Source organism: Shewanella avicenniae (genome assembly GCF_017354945.1).
Taxonomy (GTDB): domain Bacteria; phylum Pseudomonadota; class Gammaproteobacteria; order Enterobacterales; family Shewanellaceae; genus Shewanella; species Shewanella avicenniae.
Genome location: NZ_CP071503.1, coordinates 2,683,135 through 2,695,597 on the forward strand (window position 1 = coordinate 2,683,135; position 12,463 = coordinate 2,695,597).

At 52.2% G+C, this 12,463-nt stretch carries 8 protein-coding genes; all 8 read right to left on the minus strand.

Annotation, left to right across the window (positions count from 1 at the left end; translation table 11 throughout):
- Positions 1 to 93: 93 nt before the first annotated feature.
- Genes JYB87_RS11795 through JYB87_RS11830 form a run of 8 tightly spaced genes read right to left on the minus strand, consistent with a single transcriptional unit; the run spans position 94 to position 12,455 of the window.
- The gene (locus tag JYB87_RS11795; protein WP_207353693.1) at positions 94 to 438 is read right to left on the minus strand and encodes a hypothetical protein; all 345 of its coding nucleotides are present in this window, start codon (positions 436 to 438) and stop codon (positions 94 to 96) included.
- The gene (locus JYB87_RS11800) at positions 438 to 7,964 is read right to left on the minus strand and encodes a hypothetical protein (protein WP_207353694.1); all 7,527 of its coding nucleotides are present in this window, start codon (positions 7,962 to 7,964) and stop codon (positions 438 to 440) included. Before JYB87_RS11800 ends, JYB87_RS11795 begins: the two co-directional genes overlap by 1 nt.
- Entirely contained in the window at positions 7,964 to 8,368 is a 405-nt protein-coding gene (locus JYB87_RS11805; RefSeq protein WP_207353695.1) for a DUF6950 family protein, read from the minus strand. The genes JYB87_RS11800 and JYB87_RS11805 overlap by 1 nt, the downstream gene beginning before the upstream one ends.
- The gene (locus JYB87_RS11810) at positions 8,365 to 8,982 is read right to left on the minus strand and encodes a hypothetical protein (protein ID WP_207353696.1); all 618 of its coding nucleotides are present in this window, start codon (positions 8,980 to 8,982) and stop codon (positions 8,365 to 8,367) included. The genes JYB87_RS11805 and JYB87_RS11810 overlap by 4 nt, the downstream gene beginning before the upstream one ends.
- Complete coding sequence (locus JYB87_RS11815; RefSeq protein WP_207353697.1) at positions 8,979 to 9,575, minus strand: hypothetical protein; 597 nt, start codon at positions 9,573 to 9,575, stop codon at positions 8,979 to 8,981. The genes JYB87_RS11810 and JYB87_RS11815 overlap by 4 nt, the downstream gene beginning before the upstream one ends.
- A complete protein-coding gene (locus tag JYB87_RS11820) occupies positions 9,575 to 11,779 on the minus strand; it encodes a tape measure protein (RefSeq protein ID WP_207353698.1) in 2,205 nt (734 codons plus the stop codon). Before JYB87_RS11820 ends, JYB87_RS11815 begins: the two co-directional genes overlap by 1 nt.
- The gene (locus JYB87_RS11825) at positions 11,776 to 12,069 is read right to left on the minus strand and encodes a hypothetical protein (protein ID WP_207353699.1); all 294 of its coding nucleotides are present in this window, start codon (positions 12,067 to 12,069) and stop codon (positions 11,776 to 11,778) included. Before JYB87_RS11825 ends, JYB87_RS11820 begins: the two co-directional genes overlap by 4 nt.
- A 53-nt stretch (positions 12,070 to 12,122) precedes the next feature.
- Positions 12,123 to 12,455: a hypothetical protein gene (locus JYB87_RS11830; RefSeq protein WP_207353700.1), complete on the minus strand. Its 333-nt coding sequence runs from the start codon at positions 12,453 to 12,455 to the stop codon at positions 12,123 to 12,125.
- Positions 12,456 to 12,463: the final 8 nt, after the last annotated feature.

Consider the following 12,463-nt stretch of genomic DNA (forward strand, 5'->3'; position numbering starts at 1 on the left):
GGGTGGCTACAGACTAGATCTTGGGTTCACCTGTCGTCACCCTGCGGAATTTCCAAACATTGCTGATCGATTTTTTATCACCCGTTCACCATTTTAAGTGAGTGGGTATCGCTGTTTGATTGCCGCTACCGCCTCCCGCCAACGTTGTTCACTCTCTGGGGTCTGGTCATATTGGTATTCCATATAAAGCGGGTCTGATTCTGCCGCATATGCAGCTTTCCGCTGGGCGATTGCTTTCTTGCGCTTCGCTTCGGCGCAATCGCACCATGTTCCTGTCTCTGGGGAGTAGACTTTGCCTCGATACTTAAATGTCGTGTCGAATGGGATTTCGTACCAATTCTCTAAGTCGTCGGGAACCGGCCAAACCTGCACATTTCTACAAGTGGCCTTGTCCACATAGGCAACTTTGAAGTGTTCGTCGTTTGCCTCTGGAGTCATTAGCTAACTTTCTCCTTAATGTTTACGCCCCATACTCGGTGGACAACACCGTTCTCTGAACCAAGTACCAGCGTTCTCAAGCCTGACAGTGAAACCGTCCAGTAGCGCGAGTCATTACTGAATAGGAAGAACCGCTGGTTATCCACGTTGGTAATATCCATTTGAACCGCATAGGTTGGGATCACGTTAGTCACCAATTGGTCGTCACCGTCGTCTGCGCCTGCTACGACTAGGAACTCGTATTTGTTGTAATCGTCGGCGAGCGTGATGTTTCCTGACCCTAAACCGGCTGCGTTGTAATAGAGCTGGGTATATTCCAGTTGTGATCTGATCTCTTTGAACGCTGGCGATTGACCTTCGAATCGAGTCACGCGCATTGTGGTTGGTGTACCAGATACACGGGTAACGCGAATTGTATAAACCTGCGAACTGGCGGCACTGGTGTCGGTTAACTGCTCGTTGATGGTCAGAACAGCACTAGCATCGTATAAACCTAGTTCGCCGTCATACCAGTTGTTAGCTGTACCTGTGTAGGTCTTATCTAGCAGCTTTGTACCTGCGGTTGTACCTCTGAAAACTTCCAGCTTCCAAATTGGCACTGAGTAAGCAGGGAATGTTGGCGACATAACGTATGCTGAGGCTGTCATGCTCAAACTGAGGTTTACCTTACCGGCTAGAGTTGAGATCGCGGCTAGTGCCAATGTACCGCCGCTGCTCAGTGTGGTGGTTGCTGCCGATTGCTGATTGCCTGAGGTTGTACCGATGTAATAAGGGTTAATTTGTCGGCGCGCTTCTTCTTGGATCGAGTCAATATCGACGGTGTCTTTGCTCAATTTACCGTTAAAGAAGCCATTACCCTCCGTGTCAACGTAGAAAATATCCTCTGTTACGTTGTTGTTTGCGTCGATCTTGGCGAGGTGAAGCGGCCTGTTAGCATCTGGGGCGATCTTAAAGCTAGTTCTGATCCCGTTGGTTTCGGTGATGCTGTTTACCTGCAAATGCTTGGCGTTGATCGCGCCTGCTGCGATCCAGTTTGCGGTGATCACGTCCTCTAATCCGGCCGGAGGCGTATCTGGGAGGAAGTCGTCCCAAGTCATAACCTTGGCGTTTGCACCACCAGTACCCCAAGATGTAGCCCTAAGCGTACCAGTCACATCAGCACCAGCAGACGTGGTTGTGATGCGCGTTGCGCCGTTATAGTGGATTAGCGTTGAGCCGTTCTTGGATGAGTACAAGCCCCACTTAGTGACAGACCCCCAATACAGTCCCATAGCTGAGCCGCTACTCATAAACTGCGCGTCATTGTTTAGCGCCAGCCCGTAATAGCCCCCCTTGGCGTAACCAGACACGTTTATTGTACTGTGCGAAGCGCCTGTGGCCCCAATAACACCACCGTTGCTTGCGATGGTGTAGGTAGAAGCGTTTACACCGCCTGCTGTGTAGATAGCGTCATATGCTGTGTTGTCTACATAGAATTTTTTAGTGCCATAGGTGCGAACCCATGTTGAGTCGGCCATGTAAATGCCACCGCCATAGGTGGCATTAAACCATCCCGTACTGCCTGATGAACGGAACCAGTTTGAACAGCTGAAGGAGTTCGTTACACCTGAGTCGTAGCCAGTGTAAAAACGTAGGCCGCTAATAGTCCCGCTAAAACTGGCATTGCCACCCCCATCAATACGGCCAATCTGCCCTTGGGCACCATTACCGAAGTAAACGCCATTGGTGCCAGCGTACCAGTTGAAGTAAGCCGCAAAGCTACCAGCGGCGGCGTCTAAGTGCAGGTTGCCATTTGTTGTTGTAACGCCTGCTGTGTTTGCATCCCCAGAATATCCATTGCCGCCAATTCGTAGGTATTTCCCCCAACTACCGTTAGGCCCGAATGTGAGCGTGTTATTTCCCGAAATAGTCGAACTTGTATTAATCCCCACGGCGTATGCGGTGTAATTGCTTGAATGCAAGATCTCTTTCCAAGCCCACCAGTTGTCCGTCACATCACGCAGCGAGCGGAAGTAAAGCTCAACTCCTGAACCCGTCCAAGATGCGGCAATCTCTGCCATACCAGCACCGCCACGCCCAAAGCCAAGCACAGACCAATACGAAGTTGGCGTGCTGTCCCCTAGTGATGCGTTGTGGACGTTGTAAGTGAATACACCATTACCGTTGGTGTTACGTGTGCCAGTAGCTGGGGCTGATAGCGCACCTTTCGATACGAGCTCGACAATACTTATGTTGGCCGTACCATCAAAGTTGACGTTGTTGATTGATCGCGCTGTTTGCAGGCGCGTTGCGGTGTTGGCGTTACCGTTTAGCGCCCCATTAAAGGTCGGCGCTGTTACTGAACCAGCAAGCGTTAAGCGTCTGTTGGCTGGGTTATACATCATGTGGTTCGTTGACTTATACAACGTGTTACCTGACATATTCTCCCAAACTACAGGATATTCGACGTCGTTGGTTGTGTGCTCACGAACAGACGCATAAGATGCGTTACCGCTGATGTTAATACCCCAAGTTCCTGACGCACCGCCGCCAGTAAGGGTAGGCGCATAACCGTTAAAGTTATTAGTGGCAAGCGGGCGTGGAATATCCGTTGTGCCCCACGCGCGAGTGCCAGTAACAGCCTGCGGCGCTTCACCAACCTGATAAACATTGTTCATTTGCCGCGCATAGATTCGGTACTGAATAACCTGATACGCGGTTAATTGCACGTAGACCTTAACAGTGCCATCGGTTTGGGTATAGAAAAGAACAGGACAGTTACCCTCAGAGCTGTACCCAGTAACCTTTAATCCCTCACGGTTCGTCGCAGTAATCTTGAAGTGAGTTCTGGTCGCCGTCCAAGCACCCCACACACCCTCAATGGTGAATGTGTCGTATGTGGCAGCGGTAGACGCTGGCATAACAGCGACTAAATGTGTCTCCGTGGTGTTCCCGTTGTAGTAGAACGAAGCATCAACGTAGCTGCCAAAAATATCCTCTAGCGACCATGAATAGTTCGCAGAGCCATTTACAGTTTTACCTCCACGGCCAATAGTGATTGTGCGTCCTGAGCCCCAATAGCTTGTAGTGATGTTGCCACCGCCATTGAAGCTGCTGCCGTTAATGGTGCGAGCGGTCTGCAACGTTGTAGCTGTAGCAGCGTTTCCACTAATGCCAATATTCCAAGTTCCTGTCGCACCGCCGCCTGTATTGGTTGGCGAGAAGCTGTTGTAGTTGCTTGAGTCGAGAATAGTTCTCCACGATTGATACGTGCCAGCCTCAGCGCGGCGCTGGTATAGGTTGCCGTCACTTGAGAACGCTAATTGGTGAGTATAGTTGCCGCTGTGTGTGCCTGCGGTCAACACGGCGTTGGCGTTATGAACAACTGGTGGTCTATTGGTTGATGATGAACTGAAATGCTCATATGAAATGTCACCCGCAGCGGTATAGAAGTTCAGGTCAATCGTCTGCCAGCTTGCATTGCTATACAGCGTCTTTGACGCAATGTTCCAGTTACCACTTGCACCAGCACCAGTTAGCGATGGGACACCAATTTCAGTAAGTGACCAAGACACATTAGCGGAACCGTTCACAGACTTACCTGTGCCGCCGATCGTTAGTGTTCTGCCAGTTCCCCAATAGCTTGTTGTGATGTTGCTACCACCATTGAAGCTAGTGCCGTTAATGGTGCGAGCTGTCTGCAAAGTAGTCGCTGTGGCTGCGTTGCCTGTAGTCGTTGTCGCAGTTGCTGCGTTACCCGTAATTGATATACCCCAAGTTCCGCTTGCCCCACCACCTGTCTTGGTTGGTACATAGTTGTTGTAATTGCTCGAATGGATGAATGTCTTGCCTGAACTGTGGCTTATATCGCCACCCATCATCATTTTGAAGTACTCAGTGGCGTAGTTGTCGTTGCCACCCATAGCAACAAAGAAACCAGTGTCACCTACACCCCATGAGCTAGGAGCTTTATACAGACCTGTGTATAGGTTTGTTCTGTAACCGCTTGAATACGTCGCGTATTGATGAGTAAGCGCCATAAACGCTGGGGTAGTACCAATACTGCCGCCAACCGCAACAATTGGAGCGCCTGCTGACAAGGTTAGGTCAGTTACTGCCGCCGCTTGATATGGTGTTTTAACGAATAAGTTGCCAGTAAGCGTTCCACCTGCCAGAGGTAAGTAGCTATGCGAGTGGTTGCCTGCTGCGTAGTTCGTGCTGCCGGTGCCGATGTTGCGATTGTTTGGCGAGTAGACGCGCTGCCCGTTGTCGTATAGCTGGCCGCTTGAATCGGCGATTTGCTTGGCGTAGTTGGCAACGTATAGGCCGCCGCTAACTACTGTTGCGCCTCGGTTTTGCGAGTCGCTAACGGTTAATACCTTTGTGCCGCTGTTGGCTAGTGATTCAACTAAAACACCGCCAGAACTGCCGATTGTCTCGGTAACTGTCAGCGAAATGGTGCCGCCGCTGGTGCTTTGATAGAAGTTGGCCGGAGCCCAAGATCCCGACACGTTTGAAACGGTGAACCAATACTCGTAATCGCTGCCGCCGCTTGGTAGTGGGCACTGAATTACGGTGTCGATTCTTATGTCTGAGTAGTGCTCGTCAGGCTCGCCGCCTGCGTGTAAGTTGTGCGACGTGCCGGTGTAGGTGGTGTCGTTGATTAGTTCGCTGGTGCCACCAACTGCTTTACGGTAGATCTGGACGCGACAGCTTGGCGCTGCTGCGTTGCCCATGTAGCCGTATTGGATAGGAATACCGCCGTTTATTTTCAGGCGCACTTGTGTTGAGGCGCCACCTGATGAAATTACTTCGTCGCCTGTCTCTGGGCTGCCGTTTACTGATGCGGCGTAGTACGTACCGGCGACAACGGGGTTTTGCGATTTGGTTCTGGTGCCACCAGTCACCGTAGCGTCTGGATCGGTTTGAACAAGCCGGTCGCGGAATTCTGGCGATAGGTCGCCCCATTTGATTTGGCCTGCCTTGGCCAGCGTGAAGTCACCCTCGATTACGGTGTGCCCGAGTCGTGCGGTTCGGCTGTTCGGGTCGTTTACGTCCTCGACGTTAACGATCGTCCCTGCCTCGATGGTAGAAACTCGCGCTTTGTTCATCCAAACGATGCCGTTAACGATTGAGAACGGCATGATCCCGTCGGCGCTGCCGTCGTCGAAGCCTAGTTGATCAGCTGTGAACTTGATTGATGTGCCGCTAGGGCTGGCGGTAGCGCCAAAGCCTGCAACCTTGCCGTTTGCCTGCACTTTTAACGAGTAGTAAGCCTCGTTTTCTACTGCGGACATACGCTGCTCGACGGCCGATACTCGGTCGGCTTTCGCGTAGGCAATTAAATCTGTGCTTGTCGCATAATCAGCATTAGCTAGTTGTGTCGATGTGACATAACTTTCTAATGTGATGTTTAGGTCGCTCGTTTTGACATAGGCAGTTAACTCGCTGTTCTTGGCGTAGTCGGCACTCACCAGCGCACTTTGAGTAACAAAGGTTTGCAGCGTTGTATTCAGACTCGTCGCTGTGACATATGATGTCATTTCTTCACGAGTGGCAAAATCCTTAGCTTCTAGTTGTTGGGTGGTGACGTACGCGCCCATTTGACTGCCTGTGACATAATCGGCCTCTATGTTTTGCAAACGCACTAGAACGCCGGTCACAGGTTTGTCGATTAAGTCGATACGCGATTTAAGCCCATTGTCTAATTTCTCGTTGGTGATCCAGCCGGTCGCACTGAAATCGTAAACTCGCGCAGGTATTTGTTCGCCCTGCTCGTTCCGTACCGTGATCGAGTAAGTGCCGTCGCCGTTGTCGGTGATGGTTGTCCCGTAGGTCTTGGCGACGGTGATCTCGAATGTGGCGAATACTTCCGGCGTCCATCGGCCGTTAATGGCTCGCGCCCGAATGTAAGCGCCGTATGTGCCGATCCCCAAACCGTCGACGTTGATTTGTGGGCTGGTTGATGTGTACGCCTTATCTAGTCGCGTTAACCCGTCGGCGCTGGCGATCTGCACCTCATAGGCGGTGTATTTTGACGGCTCGGCGCTGCTGATTGTCAGGAATCCGTTTCTTAGCTCGTCGCTTGCGGTTTCGCTGAATGTGAAGCCAGCCAGCGTTCCCGCTGTCATGTTGTCTGGGATCACGATTGTTGGACGGGTCACGGTGGCGTGAATGTCATCGTTCCAGATCTCTGGGTAGTCGATTTCTGCTTCTAGGTGGACTGACTCGTCGGCCTTGTTATAGCTCCAATTGGTGACGACGCAGTTAATGTTGATGCCGTCCTCTGGGATCTGGATTGCTATTGGTTGGCCGCACATGGCCAGCATACCTTTAGGCCCGACGTCCATTGAGATCGAGAAACCGGCGCGTGAACGCTCCATGTAGACTTTTTGCAGGCGTTGGGCGATTACAACGTCGTTGGTGAAGCTGAGTTCAAGCTCTTTTTCCAAGTAGCAACCATCGGCGTCGACGTATGCCTGATTGCTGATTATTGGCGCTTCGACGGTGGTGTATTGGCTGTTCTTGTCGACGTAGCTTGCGCGGACGGCGTTACAACGCTGACGGATAGGCGTAAATGGCTGGTAGTTTACCTGCCCGATTAGGTCGTTTGAGGTTAGCGTTAGTGCTGGCGCGCCTGAGAATGCACCTGCCTTTATCATTACGCGACCTGATACTCGGTAGATGTGACCGGCGCAGCTCGATAGTAACTTGTCGAGGACTTCGTTTGGCGATTCGTCGAAATCCCAGAAACCGTTACAGGTGTAACGCTTGGCCTGTCGTATGGTGCCGTTGTCGTCGTAGTCGACAAGCTCGTCGCAGATATTGGCCTGCTCGATGATGTTGGAAATTATGAAACGGCTAATAGGTACTGGCTTGTAACCAAAGTGTCTGATGTAGTCGAGCGCACAAAGGATTGGGTTGTCGCTCCATTCCCATGTTGTGGGATCGTCGGCCCGTTGCGCGCCTGAACCGCCATTGGTTGAATCCCGGCGAGGGTCGTAAACTTTGCGGCCGCGCACCTTAAAGGTGGCTGACTTCAAACCTGACGGCAGCGTTTCTGGGTCTGCTTTTACTTGGATTACTGCGTAGGAAACGCCAAAGCCGATGTGGTTCTCGTCCCAGCCGTCGACGACTTGTAGCAGTTTTGATGATGCCGCTGTTTGGGTGCCGTCGAATAGCTGATAGGTTGGGCTTGTTTCGTTGTAGTCCTTGTCGTTGATTTGGTACATCGAAACGGATTCACATTCATGTCCGGCAATCGTGATGCCCATTACGTGATAACTGAGATCTCCAACGAGCAATTTGCCATAGGCGAAAATGGTGCCGCCGACGATTGTCTCGCCGTAAATTCCTCGCCGTGGGCTAACCGCTGACGTTATCAGCGATTGCGAATCCTCGGTGCTGCTGCCGAGGCCCGATAATTTGGGCGTCATGGCGGTTGTCATAGCGTAAACGGCAACCGCGGTCATTACACCGACGACCGCAATCCCTGTACTTACACCGGCCGCTACACCGGCTGCTACCGCTGCAACTGCTACAGGCATTAATCAATTCTCCAAACTGCCAATACTTCGTTGTTCTTGTGCGCCATTAACCCTGCTTCGCTTGGGCAATAGACGGCCCCGTTCAGGAAAATCCCTGCTGTCGGGCCGTTTACTGTCTCGATTAGGCAAACGTCGCCCCGCGCTGGGTGCGTGTTCTGTGGTTCGCCTAATAGCTGGGTGATGGTGTCTTTTATGGTTCCCGCGCCGTAACGGCTAAGGGCTTTTGTGGCTCCGGCTTTGGTGCTGTATTTGCCACGGAATGCGGCGGCGTAGTCCTCGCCGGTCATAGCTTTGACGGCGTTGGCTGCGAAAAGGCAACAGTCGAACTCACCCCATTTAAATGGCGTGTTTAGGTTTTCCAGAATGTAGCGGTTTAAGTGAGTGGGCCAATTATGCTGCTTCATAGTTGGTTCCTCCGTCGGCTGCCGCTGCTGCCTCCACTTGACCCTGTGCCGATCTGCTTACCTGCGATTGTGTCGTCGATACCTTTTGCTAGGGCCTCGACTTGATCGAATATGGTGTCACCTGCGTGTAGGGCCTGCTGACTTGAGTCTGAGTATTTCGAGTTATTGACGGGGTTGGCCCAGATTTCTAACCAGTCCGATATAACGATACTGGCCGCATATGGCTTGTTCTTGGCTAGGCTGAAATTAACGATGTCGCCTGCGTAGAGCAGTTCCACGGCCGAAATGCGCCGGTGCTCGTCTAGTGATGCCAAGTAGACCTCTGCGGCGCGGTTCATCGGGTCTTGGTTCATAACGCTGGCGAATATGTCGCTGTCGTCTATGTAGAGCGTGAGGGTTAGCTGTTTCGCCGATGTGGTGCTGTCCTCGCTAAATTCCGATACTTCGGCCATTTGGCCCAAACCGGTGTAACGCTGGCCGTTGTGGAAAACCTCGCCGACGCCGGTGTGGGCGAATATCCAGCCGCTTGGGAATTCGATATTTGCTAGAAGGATTGTTCGCTGTGGATCTGCTCCCGCGAGCATGTCGCTTAGTGCTGCGGAATCGAATCTCATAATCTTATTGCCTCGATTAGTGAAAGTCTGACGCCTCTAGCGCCGAGCCTGTTTTGTGAGAATGTTGGGATCTCGCTGGGGTCGCGCAGCATAAACGTCCCGTATGGGTCTGCGGTAATTAGCGCGGTGCCTTGTAGTGGTGAGCGTCGTAGCTCTGGGGTGAAGTAGATCTTCGCTTCCCCGTTGGCGTCTGCCGTCGCGGTATCGGTTAGCTCGTAGAGAAAGCCGTCCAAGGTGAAGCGGTCGGCTATTGGCGCGATCTCGGCGTTTGGGGTTGCTCCGCTTATGGTGAGCATTTTCCCGTACTGGCTCGCGCCGTTTACTACGATCCCCCCGCCCCATGCGCCCTCGTTCTGGTGCGCTGTGTCACGGACGTAAAAGCGGCCGGTGCCGCCTTGTTTGTTTAGGAATCCGCGCAGGGTTCTTACATCTGCGCGCTTGATGAAATTCCAGCTTAGTGTCGCTTCCCATTTGTCTCCGGCCTTATCGAATACGGTTTCTACTTTTGAGAAGTTATTGAAGCGCGCCTCTGCGGCCGGTATTACCGCAAAGGCGCTAGTGCTGGGCGTTATGTCTGGGAAAAAATCAAACATTATGCGGCTATGCCTCTATTTTTGAGTTGGCGGTACAACTGGCCGCCGTTGGCAAAGTCTTTGGCTAACTCTTGTTTCATTCGCGCTGTTGCTGCGTCCATTGCGGCCGATATTTGTTGCTCGGTGCCTTGGGATGCGCCTCTTGCGTCGATTGAAATTGTGTTGTTTACGGTCACGCCCCCGCTACCTGCGGAATTTCCGCGCTGGTCTAGTAGGCTCTCGAAGTTATCGCGCTGCTTGTTGTTTAGAACCATTTCGCCTTTTTTCAGGAGCCAAGTGCCCTCGTTGGCTGCTGGAACGTAGCCGATCCCGTCGTGTGCCTGCCCTTTGAGGCTTGTGCCTTTGATGGTGCTGAGTACCTGCGCGCCGGTCGCTGCGGTTGCCGCAATTACTGGTATGTTTTGCGGGAAGCCGAGCGCGATTGCCTTACTGATGCCGGTCTGGATTGAGACGATTGCTTGGGCGATAGAGAACGCCTTACTGGCTGCGAATAGCGCCTTGTAGGTCTTTGATTGCTCGCCGCCAAAGGTTTTGGCTATGTCGGCCATGCCTCCGAATAGCTGCTCGTAGTTGCCGAGCTGCATTACGGTTTGTTGGGCTTCAAATTGGGCGATCTGCTGGTGATATTGTTCGTTGATGCGGCGCTTGTAATCGAGGTATTGGGCCTCTTTGATTTTCCCCTGTTCGTATGCCGCTTGATTGATTTGGTTTAGCTCGTTGTAGTGAGCTAATAACTGCTCGCGCTCGGTAGATAGTGCAGTTTGTAGGCGTGAGACTTGGGCGTCGGTCACTTTGGCGGTGTTTGTGCCTGTGCCCTGTTTGTTCGGGTCTTTTTTAACTCTGTATTCGCCAATGTCGGTTGCGGCCTGCGCTTTCTTGGTTTTTTCGTATTCTGCACGTAGCTGTTTTGCTGCGGCCGATTGTTGGTTGTAGGCGGCGATTGTCTTGTCGCGGGTTTTTAGTGCTTCTTCGATAGATGCCATTCGCGCCGCTTTGGCTGCTGCGATCTGGTCTTCTGCTGCCTTGAAGTAGGCTTGTGTCATGCCGTTGGCGATCTCGTCTGCGCGCTTGTAGGCTGCCTCGGCGTCGAAAGTGTCACCGTCCCAGAATGCTAAATCATCGGCAACTTCTTTAGACCAGATCTTCACCTTGTCGGCTAGTTTTGCCAGTTCTACTCCGATTGCTTGAGCAAATGCGGTGCCGTAGGCGCTACCTATGTCTACCCATGAGGCGAGTTCTACGGTGAGGATCTTCGCCATAGCGGTTACGTTAGACGGAAATTGCCGCAAGCCATCTAATACCTTTTTCTGCCATTCCCCGACTTTTTTGTCGTTCAGGTCTAGTGCGCCGTTGATGAAAGTGATCGCGCCGTCGAATCCGTTTTTTAGGGTGGTGAATACTTCGTTGAATTGGCCGACCCATGCGGAAAGTTCGGCCCCGAGCTGGCCACTGCTGATTAGGTCGGTAAGTTCCTGTAGCGCAATAGTCACGTAGCCGACGCCCTGTGTGATAACGTCGCTAACGCCTGAGTTGCTTATTGCGTAGACGAACTCGTCCCAAGTTAGGCCGAGCCGGTTCAGTTTGCCCTCTAGTGTCGCGGCTTGGTTTTCTAGCGCACCGGCGAACTCGACTTTTCCTAGTGATTGAAGGTACTTCTCGATTGATTCTGCGTCGTTTTTAACGCTGGTTTGCATCCCTCGGAATGTAAAAACGATCTTGTCGCCTTGGTTGCTTGATTTGATGCCGAATTCTTTTAGGCGCTCAAATTCGCCGGTGGTGGCGTCTGCTACGGCTTCCACAAAGTCGATGGTGCTTTTGCCTGATGCGGCGGCGATGTTCCCGTAGGCGAGCAGGGCCTCTTTTGACGGGTCGAGGCCAAGATTAACTAGCCGATTAAACGATGTGACAACGCTTTCTACGTCTTGGCCGGTGTCCTTTGAGAACTCTTTTAGCGCGGCAAAGGCTTTGCCTGCGTTAACGATTGAGCCGGTCGATGTTTTTAGCTGGGCCTCTAGGCTTTGAAATCGCTTTGTTACGTCGATTACTTGGTCAAATGAGGCATATGTTGCGTATGCTCCGGCCAATGTGCCACCAACGCTGGCAGCTACTTTGCTGATGCTACCTAATGCGCTTTCGGTGTCCTTTGCTTTGCGCTTAACGTCGGTGTTATCGCCTTTGAATATGATGTTATATAACAGGCTCATTTTGACCCCTTGCGGCTGTTCTTGGCGTTAACGGCTGCGGCTGCTGCGCGGCCTATGGTGCGGAGTTTTATGTAATCTTCTGGGGTGTAGGTGCGGCCACTCATGGTGGCGTCTGCTTGAATGGCTTTTACGTCTAGGCCGAGTAAAACGCCGTTGCTAACGATGAATAGGTCGTCTACATCTAGGAACCATTCAATCGCTTTCCAGTTTTCTTGGTAGATCTCGCAGTGCTGTTCGGCGACTTCGTCGGCTAGGTGTTCAAGGCCAAAGGCCGCAAAATCTGCGGCCATCTCCTGTTGCTCAGAGGCTGTTGCCCCGTTAGCCCAATAACGAGCCGCCTCTATCAGTTTTTTGCTGCTGCGCCTTGTACTGCTTCGTTGTAAGCCTTAATGATTGCCTGCCGGAAAAATGGATAACCGCAGGCTTTGCGTAGCTTGGCGACGGTGAATTTGACCTCTTTGCCTTGGTCGTCGACGAGGCCCTCCCAATTGGTCATAAATTTACTGATGAATTCAGCGTCGTCTTTGGCACTTTGTAGTGCCTGCTCGTATTCGTCTTGTGATAGCAGGTTGAATACTGCGGTGAATTCCTGCTCTTCTACCTTGCCGCCGTTTACTGGCACCCGCACTGTTACCGGCCAACATAGGCCGGTGATACGGTCTACTAACTTAAACATTCAGCTCC